Source organism: Pseudomonas sp. PDM26, from assembly GCF_019219185.1.
Classification (GTDB): domain Bacteria; phylum Pseudomonadota; class Gammaproteobacteria; order Pseudomonadales; family Pseudomonadaceae; genus Aquipseudomonas.
Window position 1 is genome coordinate 665,030 of the sequence record NZ_JAHUWC010000001.1, and the last position, 15,311, is coordinate 680,340.

The following is a 15,311-nucleotide window of genomic DNA, read 5'->3' on the forward strand; positions in this document are numbered from 1 at the left end:
AAAAACCAAAACAGGTGAAGCGATGCAGGCGCAATTGATCGCGCTCGACTGGGGGACAACCTCATTACGTGCTTACAAACTGGCTGAAGGTGGCTTGGTCCTCGAACAGCGTTCGCTGTCGTCGGGGATCATGCAGCTACCGAAAGCGCCGCGAATCATTGGCGGTCGGGAATGCGCCGATGGCTTTGAACTGGCGTTCGACGAGGCCTGCGGCGACTGGCTCGACGCCCAGCAGGATTTGCCGGTGATTGCCTGCGGCATGGTCGGCAGCGCCCAGGGCTGGCGCGAAGCGGCCTACCGCGACACGCCGGCAAACGTCGCCACTCTCGGTACTTCCTTGCAAACTGTGCGCAGCCTGCGCGGCATCGATGTGTACATCGTGCCCGGCGTCATCGAGCGTTCGCGTCTGCCGAACGTGATGCGCGGCGAAGAAACCCAGGTGCTCGGTGTGCTGCAAAACCTGGCGAGCGAGGCGGGCGCTGATCTGCTGATCGGCCTGCCGGGCAGCCATTCGAAATGGGTGGAAGTGGCCGACGGCTGCATCGTGCATTTCGATACGTTCATGACCGGCGAAGTGTTCGCCGTGCTCAGCGAGCACAGCATTCTCGGACGCACCCATCAGCGTGGCGGATCCTTCGATGGCGATGCGTTTGATCGTGGCGTGCAGGTCGCGTTGTCGGCGGACGGTGAAACCGGTCCGCTGTCGACGATGTTCAGCGCCCGCAGTCTCGGGCTGACCGGCGAATTGAGCGCCACCGCCCAGGCGGACTACCTGTCCGGCCTGCTGATCGGCCATGAGTTGGCGGCCCTGGCCAGCGTCCAGCGGCGCCGACGCAACAGCGTGCACCTGCCTTCGATCATCCTCATCGGCAACACCCAACTCTGTGCCCGCTACAGCCGTGCGCTCGACGCCTGCGGTTTTGCCCGGGTGACCCTGGCCGAACAGGCCACCGAACGCGGATTGTGGCAACTGGCGCTGGCTGCCGGCCTGGTCACGCGCACCGCATCCCGTTAAACCTGACTGGAGACCTGACATGCTCAAACAAGCCTTGGCGCAAAACGGACTGATCGCGATCCTGCGCGGCCTGCGCCCGCAGGAAGCGGCCGCCATCGGCGAAGTCCTGTACGCCGCCGGATTTCGCGTCATCGAAGTGCCGCTCAATTCCCCTGAGCCGTACGAAAGTATCCGCATCCTGCGCAGCATCTTGCCCGCCGATTGCCTGATCGGTGCCGGCACGGTGTTGACACCGGAGCAGGTCGAGCAAGTGAAGGCCGCGGGCGGCCAGGTGATCGTCATGCCCCATAGCGATCCGAAGGTCTTGCGCGCGGCGAAAGCGGCGGGACTTTACCTGTCGCCGGGTGTCGCTACGCCGACCGAAGCCTTCGCGGCACTGGCTGAAGGCGCGGATGTGCTGAAGATGTTCCCGGCCGAGCAGATGGGGCCGGCGGTCGTCAAAGCCTGGCTGGCAGTGCTGCCGGCGGGAACGATTCTGGCACCGGTCGGCGGCATCACGCCGGACAACATGCAGGTGTTTATCGACGCTGGCGTCAAAGGCTTCGGCCTTGGCTCCGGGCTGTTCAAACCGGGCATGACGGCGGAACAAGTGGCGGCCAATGCCAAGGCCTATGTCGCTGCGTGGAAGGCCCTTCGCTAAGACTTTTGGGCGCTGCGAGCGCTGCATCTAACAAGAGAGACAAATAGATGAAAATCACCAAACTGACCACCTTCATCGTTCCGCCGCGCTGGTGCTTCCTCAAGGTCGAAACCGACGAGGGCGTCACCGGTTGGGGCGAGCCCGTGGTCGAAGGCCGCGCCCACACCGTTGCCGCTGCCGTTGAAGAATTGTCCGACTACCTGATCGGCAAAGACCCGCGCAACATCGAAGACATCTGGACCGTGCTCTATCGCGGCGGCTTCTACCGTGGCGGCGCGATCCACATGAGCGCCCTGGCCGGTATCGACCAGGCCTTGTGGGACATCAAGGGCAAGGCGCTGGGCGTGTCGGTCAGCGACCTGTTGGGCGGTCAGGTGCGGGACAGGATTCGTGTGTATTCGTGGATCGGCGGCGACCGTCCGGCAGATACCGCACGGGCGGCGAAAGAAGCGGTCGAGCGTGGTTTCACCGCGGTGAAAATGAACGGTACCGAAGAACTGCAATTCCTCGACACCTTCGACAAGGTCGACCAGGCCCTGGCCAATGTCGCTGCCGTGCGCGATGCCGTTGGCCCGAACGTCGGCATCGGCGTGGACTTCCATGGCCGGGTGCACAAGCCCATGGCCAAGGTGCTGATGAAGGAACTCGATCCGTACAAGCTGATGTTCATCGAAGAACCGGTGCTCAGCGAAAACTACGAGGCGCTCAAAGAGCTCGCGCCGCTGACCAGCACGCCGATCGCTTTGGGTGAGCGGCTGTTCTCGCGCTGGGATTTCAAGCGCGTGCTCAGCGAAGGCTACGTCGATATCATCCAGCCGGATGCGTCCCACGCCGGTGGCATCACCGAAACCCGCAAGATCGCCAACATGGCCGAAGCCTATGACGTCGCGCTGGCGCTGCATTGCCCGCTGGGCCCGATTGCCCTGGCGGCTTGCCTGCAACTGGATGCGGCTTGCTACAACGCATTCATCCAGGAGCAGAGCCTGGGCATCCATTACAACGAGAGCAACGACCTGCTCGACTACGTCAAAGACCCACGGGTGTTCGACTACGACCAAGGCTTCGTGAAGATCCCGAACGGCCCGGGCCTGGGCATCGAGATCAACGAGGAATACGTGATCGAACGCGCGGCCATCGGCCACCGCTGGCGCAACCCGATCTGGCGCCATGCCGATGGCAGCTTTGCCGAGTGGTGAGTGCTCCCTGACCCACCGCAAATCCCCTGTAGGAGCGAGCCTGCTCGCGAAGGTGTGTCAGTCGACATCAATGCTGAATGACACACCGCCTTCGCTGGCAAACCAGCTCCTACAGGGTTCAGCGCCAATCTTTAGAACGACCTCAATAAACATAAGAAGAGGCACTCCCCATGCAACCGCAAACCCTCACCGGGCAGGCGTCGTTGGTGACGCCCAGCCGCAAGCGTTTTTTCATCATGGTGCTGTTGTTCATCACCGTGGTGATCAACTACCTGGACCGCAGTAACCTGTCGATTGCCGCCCCGGCATTGACCAGTGACCTGGGCATCGACCCGATCCACGTCGGCCTGATCTTCTCCGCGTTCGGCTGGACCTACGCTGCCATGCAAATCCCTGGCGGCTGGCTGGTGGATCGTGTGCCGCCACGGATTCTGTACAGCGTTGCCTTGCTGCTGTGGTCGGTGGCCACGGTGATGCTCGGCTTCGCCGCCAGCTTCATTGCACTGTTCGTGTTGCGTATGGCAGTCGGTGCGCTGGAAGCGCCGGCGTATCCGATCAACAGCCGCGTGGTCACCACCTGGTTTCCCGAGCGCGAGCGTGCCACTGCGATTGGTTTTTACACCTCCGGGCAATTCGTCGGCCTGGCCTTCCTGACGCCGGTACTGGCGTGGCTTCAGCACGAATTCGGCTGGCACATGGTGTTTGTCGCCACCGGCGCGGTGGGCATTGTGTGGGCGGTGATCTGGTACGCGGTGTATCGCGAGCCGCGGGATTTCAAAGGTGCCAATGACGCGGAAATCGATTTGATCCGCGAGGGCGGCGGGTTGGTGGATATCCAGGCCGAACAGGCCAAAGTCAAAGCCAAATTCAGCTGGACTGACCTGGGCATTGTCCTGTCCAAGCGCAAACTCTGGGGTATCTACCTTGGGCAGTTCTGCCTCAATTCGACGCTGTGGTTTTTCCTGACCTGGTTCCCGACCTACCTGGTGAAATACCGCGGCATGGACTTCATCAAGTCCGGCCTGTTGGCGTCGCTGCCGTTTCTCGCCGCGTTCATCGGTGTGCTGTGTTCCGGTTTCTTCTCGGACTTTTTGATCCGTCGCGGCTGCACGGTAGGTTTCGCCCGCAAGTTGCCGATCATCAGCGGACTGCTGATTTCCACCTCGATCATCGGCGCCAACTTCGTCGAGTCGACGCCGTTGGTGATTGCCTTCCTTGCGCTGGCATTCTTCGGCAATGGCCTGGCTTCGATCACCTGGTCGCTGGTATCGACGCTCGCCCCGGCGCGCCTGCTCGGGCTGACCGGCGGGGTGTTCAACTTCATCGGTAACCTGTCGGCGATCGCCACGCCAATCGTGATCGGTTTCCTCGCGACGGGAGATTCTTTTGCCCCGGCGATCACCTACATCTCGGTGCTGGCACTGATTGGTGCACTGTCCTACATCCTGCTGGTGGGCAAGGTCGAGCGTATCAAGTTGTAGTCGTGGCACGCGGGCGACCATAATGCCGCCCGTTCACTCGCTCAACGGTAAAGGCTGGATATGCAGGAAGACGCCCCAAAAATCGCCAAGGACGCCGCGCCGACCGGCACCCAGACCCTGCTTCGCGGTCTGGGTGTGGTCCAGGCCGTGGCCAGTGGCGCCCGCGATCTCAAGGAAATCGCCCGGCTGATCGGCACCACGCGCAGCACCACCCATCGCCTGGCCAGTTGCCTGGTGGACGAGCGTTATCTGCGGGTGGTGCCGCAAGTCGGTTATCTGCTGGGGCCGAAACTGATCGAGTTGGGCTTTCAGGCCCGTGAAGAGCTGCCCTTGGTGACCCTGGCCGGGCCGTATCTGGACGAGTTGTCGGCATTGACCGGCGACACCATTCACCTGGCGATTCGTGAAGGTGACGAAGTGCTGTACCTGCACAAGAATCCGGGGCGCAATGGCCCGGAAATGCGTTCGCGGGTCGGCCATCGCATGCCGTTGGCGCGCACCGGGATCGGCAAGGCACTGATGCTCGATGATTCACCGCAAGAGTGGCAGCGCCTGTACGAAGTCAGTCTGCCGGTGGGTGGGAAAAATCAATTCTGGCCACAGCACCCGGAGCAATCCTGGGAGCAGTTCGAGCAGCGCATGGTCGAGTACGTGGCCGGCGGCTACGCCTTCGACCTGGAAGACAACGAACCGTCGATCCGTTGCGTGGCGGCGCCAGTGCGCGATGCCAGCAAACGCATCGTCGCCGGCATCAGCATCGCTAGCACCGTACCCTATATGCCACTGGAAAAAATGGCCGAGCTGATTCCCCTGATCAAAGGGGTCACGGCCCGGCTGTCGGCGGAGCTTGGCTTAAAGGTTTAGATTTTCAAGGTCGCCATATCGATGACGAAGCGGTACTTCACGTCACCGGCGATCATACGGGCGTAAGCCTCGTTGATCTGGCGGATGTCGAGCATCTCGATGTCGCAGGTGATGTTGTGCTCGGCGCAGAAATCCAGCACTTCCTGGGTTTCGGCGATGCCGCCGATCAGCGAGCCGGCCAATACCCGGCGGCCCAGGACCAGTTTGGCCGCATGCACTGGCGGCTCTACGGGTTCGATCAACCCCACCAGAATATGCACGCCGTCGAAACGCAGGGTGTCGAGGTAGGGGTTGAGGTCGTGCTGTACCGGAATGGTGTCGAGCAGGAAGTCGAAATGCCCGGCGGCGGCCTGCATCTGCGCGTCATCGGTGGACACGATCACATGGTCCGCGCCCTGGCGGCGAGCCTCTTCGGCCTTGCTTGCCGAACGGGTGAACAGCGTCACTTCGGCGCCCATCGCCTTGGCGAACTTGATGCCCATGTGGCCGAGGCCGCCCATGCCCAGAATCCCGACCTTGTCACCGGCTTTCACGCCGTAGTGCTTGAGTGGCGAATAAGTGGTGATACCGGCGCAAAGAATCGGTGCGGCACTGGCCAGGTTCAGTTTCTCGGGGATGCGTACCACAAAGTGCTCGCTGACCACGATGCTGTCCGAGTAGCCGCCCATGGTGTTGCTGCCATCCACGCGGTCCGGGGTTGCGTAGGTCATGGTCGGGCCTTCGAGGCAATATTGCTCCAGGTTGGCCTGGCAAGCTTCGCAATGGCGGCATGAATCGACCATGCAGCCGACACCGACCAGATCGCCGACTTTGTGTTGGGTGACATTCGCACCGACGGCGGTCACTTTGCCTACGATTTCGTGACCAGGCATCAGCGGGTAAACGGCAATGCCCCACTCGTTGCGGGCCTGATGGATGTCTGAATGGCAGACGCCGCAGTAGAGAATCTCGATGGCAACGTCGTCGGCCCGTGGGCTGCGGCGTTCGAATTTCACAGGGGCGAGGGGAGTGGTGGCCGACTGGGCGGCGTATCCAATGGCGGTGTACATGGTGAACCTCGCAAAAGCGCTGACGGGTGAGGTGGCGCATTCTGGGCGTCGAACCCGGTAGCGGCCATGGCGATTCCTCCGGGTGTCATGCCTATTCCTCCGGCATCGCTCCTTGAGCGATTCCATTGGCGATCAGACCTGCGATGATGCTTTCATCCCTTTTTTTCGAAGTTTTTTTCATGCAGTTGACCCGTCATCTTGATGCCAATGCCAGCCTGGTTTCGCTGATCGAGCCGCTGTCCACTCGCAACGGTTTCGTCCCGACTGCATTGCCGGGCGTGCAGGTTCTGCGGGCCAGTTGCGATGTGGCCCGTGGACCGCAGATCTACGAGCCGAGCCTGGTGATCATCGCCCAGGGCAGCAAACTGGCGTACCTGGGGCCGCGAACCCTTGAGTACGGGGCAGGGCACTATCTGATTCAAGCGCTGCCGGTGCCCTTCGAGTGTGAAACCTTTGCCGCGCCGGACGGGCCAATGCTGGGCGTGTCTGTCGCGATCGACCGGGTGATGCTGGGCGAGCTGGTATTGGCAATGGGCTTGGCGCCGGGGCGGCATATTCCGGCGCAAACACCTGAGTCCATGACTTCGGCAGTGCTCGATGATGCGATGCGCGGTTGTGTCGAGCGACTGTTGCGTTGCCTGCACGACCCGCTGGAGTGCCAGATCATGGGGCAAGCGCGTTTGCGCGAGTTGCTGTTCGTCGCATTGCGCGGTCCGCAAGCCGATGTGTTGCGGGCGCTGGTTGAACAGCAGGGGCAGTTCGCCCGGATTGCGGCATCCCTCAGTCATCTGCATGCGCATTTCGCCGAACCGCTGAACGTCGAGACCCTGGCCAGTTGCGCGAACATGAGTGCGTCGACCTTTCACGAGCATTTCAAGCGCAGCACCTTGTTGTCGCCGGTGCAGTATCTGAAGCGACTGCGTCTGCTCAGGGCGCAGCAGTTGTTGCTGGGCGAGGGGCTGGGCGTGGCGCAGGTGGCGCACCGGGTGGGGTATCAGAGCACGTCGCAGTTCAGTCGCGAGTACAAGCGCTACTTCGAGCGTAATCCTGGCGACGAGCGCGCGGCTTGAGGTTTAGCACCCCTACTGTAGGAGCGAGCAAGCTCGCTCCTACAATCGCAGGCAACAAAAAGGCCCCCATGTCGGGAGCCTTGATGTTCGCGGTTCGGCTTACATGTTCGGGTAAGTCGGGCCGCCAGCGCCTTCCGGCGTCACCCAGGTGATGTTCTGTGCAGGGTCCTTGATGTCGCAGGTCTTGCAGTGAACGCAGTTCTGGGCGTTGATCTGGAAGCGCTTCTCGCCGTCTTCCTTGGTGATCACTTCGTACACGCCAGCCGGGCAGTAACGCTGGGCAGGCTCATCGTACAGCGGCAGGTTCTTGCTGATCGGGATGCTCGGATCGGCTAGCTTCAGGTGGCACGGTTGCTCTTCTTCATGGTTGGTACCGGAGATGAACACCGAGCTGAGTTTGTCGAAGCTGATCTTGCCGTCCGGTTTCGGGTAGTCGATCTTCTTGCAGTCGGCCGCCAGCTTCAGACAAGCGTAATCCGGCTTGGTATCGTGCAGGGTGAACGGCAGTTTGCCGCCGAAGATGTTCTGGTCGAGCCAGTTGAAACCACCGCCGACGATGGCGCCGAACTTGTGGATCGCCGGGCCGAAGTTGCGACTGGCGAACAGTTCTTCGTAGAGCCAGCTCTTCTTGAAGGCGTCGACGTAGGTGGTCAGTTCTTCGCTGCCGTCCTTCTCGGCGAACAGCGCGTCAGCCACCGATTCAGCGGCGAGCATGCCGGATTTCATCGCGGTGTGGCTGCCTTTGATCTTGGCGAAGTTCAGGGTGCCGAGGTCGCAACCGATCAGCGCACCGCCCTTGAACACCATTTTCGGCAGCGAGTTCAGGCCGCCCTTGCTGATTGCGCGGGCGCCGTAGCTGATGCGCTTGCCGCCTTCCAGGTACTGCTTGAGCACCGGGTGATGCTTGAGGCGCTGGAACTCGTCGAACGGCGACAGGTAGGTGTTGCTGTAGGACAGGTCGACGATCAGGCCAACCACGACCTGGTTGTTTTCCAGGTGATAGAGGAACGAGCCACCGGTGTTCTCGGTGCCCATGATGTCCATCGGCCAACCGGCGGTGTGCACCACCAGGCCAGGCTGGTGCTTGGCCGGGTCGACTTCCCAGATTTCTTTCAGGCCGATGCCGTAGTGCTGGGCATCCGCGTCAGTGTCCAGGTTGAAGCGCTGGATCAGTTGCTTGCCGATGTGGCCGCGGCAGCCTTCGGCGAACAGCGTGTACTTGCCACGCAGTTCCATGCCCGGGGTGTACAGGCCTTCCTTCGGGTTACCTTCGCGGTCGACGCCCAGGTCGCCGGTGATGATCCCGCGCACCACGCCGTTCTCGTCGATCAGCGCTTCCTGAGCAGCGAAGCCCGGGTAGATTTCCACGCCCAGGTTCTCGGCCTGCTGGGCCAGCCAGCGGCACAGGTTGCCCAGGGAGATGATGTAGTTGCCTTCGTTGTGCATGGTCTTGGGCACAAAGAAGTCAGGAACTTTCTGCGCGCTTTCGGCGTTCTTGAGCACGAAGATGTCGTCGCGGGTGACGGGGGTGTTCAGCGGCGCACCGAGTTCTTTCCAGTTCGGGAACAGTTCGTTCAGGGCCCGTGGTTCGAACACGGCACCGGACAGAATGTGAGCACCGACTTCGGAGCCTTTTTCGACCACGCAGACGCTGATTTCCTTACCGGCTTCGGCGGCCTTCTGCTTCAAGCGGCAGGCGGCGGAAAGACCCGCGGGGCCGGCACCGACGATGACAACGTCGAATTCCATGTATTCGCGTTCCACAGGTTATCTCCTACTCAAGGCTCAACAGTTTTTTTTCTAATATGGAGGTTCAGTGTCGCATCCATGAATCCCGGCGCAACGCCGAGAGCGGACAATCGATTGACCACCTTTCTCTTTGGGTGGCGCATTATATCTACACCACTCTCAGCGTCCAATACAAACGTTTGTTTGAATTGGCTCAAAGCCAGAGAAATCAAAGTCACGCGCCTTATGAACGGCCATTTTGGCGTATTGACCGGAATAGGCGTTCCGGTCAAGATACGGGCGGTTTTGCGCTCGCCGTAGGCTGACTGTTGGTTTCAAGAGCACCTCTAAAGACAGGGCGATGGCAGTAGAGAGTGATGCGCTGCGCGGGGTTGATGCGCAGTTTACACGCCGCGATGTTGAATGACTCGTCAGTCACCACTGACGGACGGTCATCCAGATCATGAGCGATGGTCACTTGACAGCTTTGCCGGCGTTTTTGGAGGTGCCCTTGCGCCCGATGAGCATCAACCGCCAGGTTCGCCTAGGCGACTTTCTTTTCACCGGAGAGTAACGAGGAATCCATGAAGGTTCTTGTAGCTGTCAAACGCGTTGTGGATTACAACGTCAAGGTTCGCGTCAAGGCGGACAATTCCGGCGTCGATCTTGCCAACGTCAAGATGTCGATGAACCCGTTCTGCGAAATCGCCGTGGAAGAAGCCGTACGCCTGAAAGAGAAGGGTGTTGCGACTGAAATCGTCGTCGTCTCCGTAGGCCCGTCCACCGCTCAAGAGCAACTGCGCACCGCGCTGGCTCTGGGTGCCGACCGCGCCATCCTGGTTGAGTCCGCTGAAGAGCTGACCTCCCTGGCCGTTGCCAAGCTGCTCAAGGCCGTTGTCGACAAGGAACAGCCATCGCTGGTGATCCTTGGCAAACAGGCCATCGACAGCGACAACAACCAGACTGGCCAGATGCTCGCTGCATTGAGCGGCTACGGTCAGGGCACGTTCGCTTCGAAAGTCGAAGTCAGCGGCGATACCGTTGCCGTGACCCGCGAAATCGACGGCGGCGCGCAGACGGTTTCCCTGAAACTGCCGGCCATCGTCACCACCGACCTGCGTTTGAACGAGCCGCGTTATGCGTCTCTGCCAAACATCATGAAAGCCAAGAAGAAGCCTCTCGAAGTGCTGACTCCGGACGCTTTGGGCGTTTCCACCGCCTCCACTAACAAGACCCTGAAAGTCGAAGCGCCTGCTGCACGCAGCGCGGGTATCAAGGTCAAGTCGGTGGCTGAACTGGTCGAGAAACTGAAAAACGAAGCGAAGGTAATCTAAATGACTATCTTGGTTATTGCTGAACACGACAACAAAGTGCTGGCCCCGGCCACGCTGAACACCGTGGCTGCCGCTGCCAAAATCGGTGGCGACATCCACGTTCTGGTTGCAGGTCAGGGCGCTGGCGCCGTGGCTGAAGCCGCTGCGAAAGTCGCTGGCGTGAGCAAAGTATTGGTAGCTGACAACGCTGCCTACGCTCACCAGCTGCCGGAAAACGTCGCTCCGCTGGTAGCTGAGCTAGGCAAGGGTTACAGCCACATCCTGGCTGCCGCTACTTCCAACGGCAAAAACATCCTGCCGCGCGTTGCCGCTGCCCTGGACGTTGACCAGATCTCCGAGATCATCTCGGTAGAAAGCGCCGACACCTTCAAGCGTCCGATCTACGCCGGTAACGCCATCGCTACCGTTCAATCGAACGCTGCGGTCAAGGTGATCACCGTGCGTGCCACCGGTTTCGACCCGGTTGCAGCTGAAGGTGGCTCCGCTGCCGTTGAAGCTGTTGGCGCTGCCCACGACGCTGGCATCTCCAGCTTCGTTGGCGAAGAACTGGCCAAGTCCGATCGTCCGGAACTGACCGCTGCCAAGATCGTCGTTTCCGGCGGGCGCGGCATGCAGAACGGTGACAACTTCAAACACCTGTACGCCCTGGCCGACAAGCTGGGCGCTGCCGTTGGTGCTTCGCGCGCCGCGGTCGACGCAGGTTTTGTTCCCAACGACATGCAGGTCGGTCAGACCGGCAAGATCGTTGCTCCACAGCTGTACATCGCCGTCGGTATCTCCGGCGCGATCCAGCACCTGGCTGGCATGAAAGACTCCAAAGTGATCGTTGCGATCAACAAGGACGAAGAAGCGCCGATCTTCCAGGTGGCCGATTACGGCCTGGTGGCGGACTTGTTCGAAGCCATCCCTGAGTTCGAGAAGCTGGTCTAATCCGGCTGCTTCACTTATAAAGAGCCCGGCCTTTTGGTCGGGCTTTTTTTTGGGCTTTGTCCCCTGTAGGAGCGAGCCTGCTCGCGATGAACGTCAACGATGACGCGGGGATCCTGGATACAAGCGGTGCATTTGAAACCATCGCGAGCAAGCTCGCTCCTACAGGGGGGCATAACCGGGTATGAGTGGAGTGTGAAACCATGGATCTGCGCTGTGTGTGGAGCTTGCTGGGATTGACGCTATTGCCGGCGCTGTCTGTCGCCGCAGGCAAATGCGAACGCCTGGTGGTCACCGGCAGCCCGGACGCGCCACCGTACCTGTGGCAAGACCCGCAGAATCCCGAACGCCTGATCGGTGCCAGTGCCGATTTGCTGCAGCAAGTGGCGGGGGAGTTGGGGCTCAAGGTCGAACTGCTGTATGCCGGCAAACGCGCCCAGGCCCTGGACGAAGTGCGCAGCGGGCGCATGGACATGCTGGCGGACGCGACGTTGACCGTCAGTGAGCTGGAATCCCTGGATTACATCCATCCACCTGTGCTGGAAAACGACTATCTGGTCTGGACCCGCAAGGACTCGACGCTGATCTATAACGAAGCACAAGATCTGCACGGCCATAGCGGTGCCGTGTCGGAAAAGGCTCGATTGACTTCGCAATTCAGCACCTTTGCCGGACAGCAATTAACCCTCACGCGCACGTCCAACCTGACCCAGGCCTTTCAGAAACTGCTGTTGGGCGAGGTCGAGTTTGTGCTGGCAGGACGTTACTCGGGTATGGCGACCGCACAGACACTGGGCATGGCCGGTGATTTGGTCACTCGCTCGCAACCGGTCGACAAGCCTGGCCTGTACCTGGCGATTTCCCATGACTCGGCCTGCAACGATCCGTGGTTGCGCGGACAGTTGGCCAAAAAGATGACAGAATTGCCCGCGTCCGGACTGACGGAAGCCGTGCTGATGCGCAATATCGAGCGTTGGAAGGCACAACGCTCACAACCGCAGCAACCCTTGCAACAACCCGTCAGTGCCCCAAAACAGTAAGGATTTTCAGTGAGTATTCGACCTCTTTTCGCTGCCGTGGCCCTTGCCGCCCTGGCGGGTTGTGCAACCGATCCTGCGCCGAATGAACAGATGCGCCTGACCGAACAGGCTCTCGAACAGGCCAAGGCCGTGGGCGCCACCACCGACGATGTGCCGGAAATGAAACTGGCCGAAGACAAGTACAACCGCGCCAAAGGCAACATGACCGATCAATCCTTCAAAAACGCACGCATGCGGGCCGAACAGGCCGAACTCGATGCGCGCCTGGCTGAAGCCAAGGTGTTGAAGGCCAAGAGCGAGGAGCAGTTGAACGTGCTGAACACCCGCATCGCCCGCCTGCAAAAGCAACTGGGAGATGCCGAATGAGCCTCAAGAGCAAAGCCCTCGGCGGTTTGATCCTGGCGGGCTGCGCGAGCCTGTCTGGTTGCGCCAGCCAGCACAGCGAGACCGCATTGCAGCAGGCTGGAACCGATTTTCAGAAGGTCAAGGAAGACTCCAATGTGCTGCGAATCGCCCCCAAGGACGTGATTCGCGCCGGGGAGTCCCTGGCCCGTGCCGATCGCCTGTCCAGCTATTGGGGTAGCGGTTCGGACGTGGTGCATTACGCCTACCTGAGCCAGCGCTATAGCGCCATTGCCCGGGAACACACCGATCAGGCGCTCAACGAAGAGCAAGCGGCGAAACTCGAACTGGAGCGGCAGCGCCTGCAACTGGCACTGCGTGAATCCAAACTGTTCAGCGTGCAGCAGCAAGGCAAATGGCTCGAAGAGCAGATCCTGGCATTGACGACCACCCAGACCGACCGTGGCCTGGTGATGACATTGGGCGACATGCTGTTCGACACCGGCGAAGCGGAATTGAAACCTTCGGCCAACCGTGTGGTGTTGAAGATCGTGCAGTTCCTGCAACTCAACCCCAAGCGTGTGGTACGGATCGAAGGTTATACGGACAGTACCGGGGGCAAGCAGGAAAACCTCAAGCTGTCCCGCGACCGCGCACAATCGGTGGCTGACGTGTTGATGGACCTGGGCATCGACGACAAGCGCATCCAGGTCGAGGGTTATGGCGACGAGTATCCCGTGGACGCGAATGCGTCGGAACGGGGTCGAGCGCAGAACCGTCGGGTGGAAATTGTGTTTTCCGACGAAAAGGGCCAGCTCGGCGCTGCCCGGTAAGGCTGCTCCAGGGTGGCGCTATGCACCCTGTAGGAGCTGCGGAGTGAAACGAGGCTGCGATCTTTTGATCTTTCGCTTGGGATTTAAGTGAACCTGGAAAGATCGCAGCCTCGTTTCACTCGACAGCTCCTACAGCTCCTACAACCCGGCCTGCCATGCAACGCCGGGTTTTTTTATGTCCGCCGATTGCTGCAAAAAACAGTACAGATTTTGCTGACACTGCACTGTACGGTCGACTATTGTGGCAACTGTCCCCGTACACTTCTAAACTGTTCCGGTATTGTTTCACACAAGAATAAAATGCCCGTGAAATCGAGTGCTGCGTCATGACCAATCTTTTGCTCTATCAACGTATTGCTCAACAACTGGCCGAAGACATCCGCCGTGGGGTCTATCAGCCGGGGGAGCGCGTGCCTTCGGTGCGCAAGATGAGCTCGCAGCTCAATGTCAGCCATGCGACGGTGTTGCAGGCGTATGCCAATCTCGAGGATCAGGGGTTGATCCGCGCCCGGCCGCAGTCGGGGTACTACGTGCACCAGACGCCGGCACTCACCGCACCGACGCCGGACATCGCCCGGGTCGAGCGCCCCGGCCTGGTCACCCGCAGTAGCATCATTCAACAAGTCCTGGTCGAATCCCGTCGTGAAGGGGTCTTCCCGCTGGGCGCTGCAGTGCCGAGTGTCGATTATTTACCGGTGCGAGCACTGCATCAGCAATTGGCCAAAGTCACCCGTTTCCATAGCCCGCGGGCCTTCAGCTACATGTTCAGCCCCGGTTTCGAGCCGTTGCGCCGACAGGTGGCGATCCGCATGCGCGATGCCGGTGTGGTGGTCGATCCGTCGGAAGTGGTGATTACTCACGGCTGCGTCGATGCCCTGCAGATGTCCTTGCGCGTGCTGACCCGTCCGGGCGATCTGATTGCGGCCGAGTCGCCGACCTATTACGGGTTGCTGCAACTGGCCGACCTGTTGGGCCTCAAGGTCATCGAGATCCCCAGCGATCCGGCCACGGGCATGAGCCTGGAAGCCCTGCAACTGGCGGCCAACCAATGGTCGATCAAGGCGTTGGTGCTGACCACGCGACTGAGCAATCCATTGGGCGGCACCATGCCGGAGGAGCGGCAGAAACAATTGCTGCGCCTGGCGTCGGACTTCGATATCCAGATTGTCGAAGACGATATCTACGGCGAGCTGATGTTCGAGCAAGGGCGTACCAAGTCCCTCAAGGCCTACGATAGGCTGGATCGGGTGATCTATTGCTCGAGCTTCTCTAAAACCCTGTCGCCTGGCGTGCGGATCGGCTGGATGATTGCCGGCAAGTATCAGCAGGAAATCCAGCGCTTGCAGACCTTCAGCACGCATTCTGCGTGCAGCGTGACCCAGATGGGCATCGCCGCTTACCTGGAAAATGGCGGGTACGACCGGCATTTGCGCTTCATCCGTCAGGAATACCGTAAGAACCTCAGTGCCTTCCAGTTGGCCGTGCAGCAGTATTTCCCGGAAGGCACGCAGATGACCCGGCCTACCGGCGGCTTCATTCTGTGGGTCAGTCTGCCGGGACGGGTCAACACCCAGGAGTTGCACGTGCGGGCATTGCAGCAGGGCATCAGCATTGCGCCGGGACTGATCTTCAGTAATACCGAGCAGTTCAATCACTGCATTCGCCTCAATTGCGGCATCCCGTGGAATCGTGAAGCCGAGCGCGCGTTGATGACCTTGGGCATGCTGGCCACCCAGCTCTGCCAGGAGCTGGCGGGCGGTTTGTAACAGGCTGCTACGGTGCTTGTCTTGTG

At 60.5% G+C, this 15,311-nt stretch carries 14 protein-coding genes; 12 read left to right on the plus strand and 2 right to left on the minus strand.

The window, feature by feature from the left end:
• Nucleotides 1–22 precede the first annotated feature (22 nt).
• From KW849_RS03060 to KW849_RS03080, 5 genes are all read left to right on the plus strand, one after another.
• Nucleotides 23–1,015: a 2-dehydro-3-deoxygalactonokinase gene (locus KW849_RS03060; RefSeq protein WP_218427522.1), complete on the plus strand. Its 993-nt coding sequence runs from the start codon at nucleotides 23–25 to the stop codon at nucleotides 1,013–1,015.
• A gap of 19 nt (nucleotides 1,016–1,034) precedes the next feature.
• Nucleotides 1,035–1,655: a 2-dehydro-3-deoxy-6-phosphogalactonate aldolase gene (locus KW849_RS03065; protein WP_218427524.1), complete on the plus strand. Its 621-nt coding sequence runs from the start codon at nucleotides 1,035–1,037 to the stop codon at nucleotides 1,653–1,655.
• A 47-nt stretch (nucleotides 1,656–1,702) separates the two neighbouring features.
• Nucleotides 1,703–2,851, plus strand: a complete 1,149-nt coding sequence (dgoD, locus tag KW849_RS03070) for a galactonate dehydratase (RefSeq protein ID WP_085715455.1) — start codon at nucleotides 1,703–1,705, stop codon at nucleotides 2,849–2,851.
• Between the two features lie 170 nt (nucleotides 2,852–3,021).
• The gene (locus KW849_RS03075; RefSeq protein WP_218427526.1) at nucleotides 3,022–4,332 is read left to right on the plus strand and encodes an MFS transporter; all 1,311 of its coding nucleotides are present in this window, start codon (nucleotides 3,022–3,024) and stop codon (nucleotides 4,330–4,332) included.
• Nucleotides 4,333–4,392: 60 nt separating this feature from the next.
• Nucleotides 4,393–5,196, plus strand: coding sequence for an IclR family transcriptional regulator (locus KW849_RS03080; RefSeq protein WP_116263302.1), 804 nt, complete (start codon nucleotides 4,393–4,395; stop codon nucleotides 5,194–5,196).
• On the opposite strand, the gene KW849_RS03085 is transcribed toward KW849_RS03080, so the two are convergent.
• Entirely contained in the window at nucleotides 5,193–6,245 is a 1,053-nt protein-coding gene (locus KW849_RS03085) for an NAD(P)-dependent alcohol dehydrogenase (RefSeq protein ID WP_218427529.1), read from the minus strand. The genes KW849_RS03080 and KW849_RS03085 overlap by 4 nt on opposite strands.
• Nucleotides 6,246–6,424: 179 nt before the next feature.
• Here KW849_RS03085 and KW849_RS03090 point away from each other — a divergent pair, with 179 nt between their 5' ends.
• On the plus strand, nucleotides 6,425–7,315 hold the full coding sequence (locus KW849_RS03090) for an AraC family transcriptional regulator (protein WP_218427532.1): 891 nt from the start codon (nucleotides 6,425–6,427) through the stop codon (nucleotides 7,313–7,315).
• A gap of 99 nt (nucleotides 7,316–7,414) precedes the next feature.
• On the opposite strand, the gene KW849_RS03095 is transcribed toward KW849_RS03090, so the two are convergent.
• Entirely contained in the window at nucleotides 7,415–9,079 is a 1,665-nt protein-coding gene (locus tag KW849_RS03095; protein ID WP_218427534.1) for an electron transfer flavoprotein-ubiquinone oxidoreductase, read from the minus strand.
• Nucleotides 9,080–9,627: 548 nt separating this feature from the next.
• Between KW849_RS03095 and KW849_RS03100 the strand changes: the two genes are divergently transcribed.
• From KW849_RS03100 to KW849_RS03125, 6 genes are all read left to right on the plus strand, one after another.
• Nucleotides 9,628–10,377 (plus strand): electron transfer flavoprotein subunit beta/FixA family protein, encoded by a 750-nt coding sequence (locus KW849_RS03100; protein ID WP_218427536.1) that lies wholly within the window; start codon nucleotides 9,628–9,630, stop codon nucleotides 10,375–10,377.
• Complete coding sequence (locus KW849_RS03105; protein ID WP_218427539.1) at nucleotides 10,378–11,307, plus strand: electron transfer flavoprotein subunit alpha/FixB family protein; 930 nt, start codon at nucleotides 10,378–10,380, stop codon at nucleotides 11,305–11,307. It begins immediately after the preceding gene.
• Nucleotides 11,308–11,507: 200 nt separating this feature from the next.
• Complete coding sequence (locus KW849_RS03110; RefSeq protein ID WP_218427542.1) at nucleotides 11,508–12,344, plus strand: ABC transporter substrate-binding protein; 837 nt, start codon at nucleotides 11,508–11,510, stop codon at nucleotides 12,342–12,344.
• 9 nt (nucleotides 12,345–12,353) lie between these two features.
• Nucleotides 12,354–12,710, plus strand: coding sequence for a DUF4398 domain-containing protein (locus KW849_RS03115; RefSeq protein ID WP_218427544.1), 357 nt, complete (start codon nucleotides 12,354–12,356; stop codon nucleotides 12,708–12,710).
• Complete coding sequence (locus KW849_RS03120; RefSeq protein ID WP_108215384.1) at nucleotides 12,707–13,519, plus strand: OmpA family protein; 813 nt, start codon at nucleotides 12,707–12,709, stop codon at nucleotides 13,517–13,519. The genes KW849_RS03115 and KW849_RS03120 overlap by 4 nt, the downstream gene beginning before the upstream one ends.
• Before the next feature lie 326 nt (nucleotides 13,520–13,845).
• On the plus strand, nucleotides 13,846–15,285 hold the full coding sequence (locus KW849_RS03125; RefSeq protein WP_218427547.1) for a PLP-dependent aminotransferase family protein: 1,440 nt from the start codon (nucleotides 13,846–13,848) through the stop codon (nucleotides 15,283–15,285).
• Nucleotides 15,286–15,311: the final 26 nt, after the last annotated feature.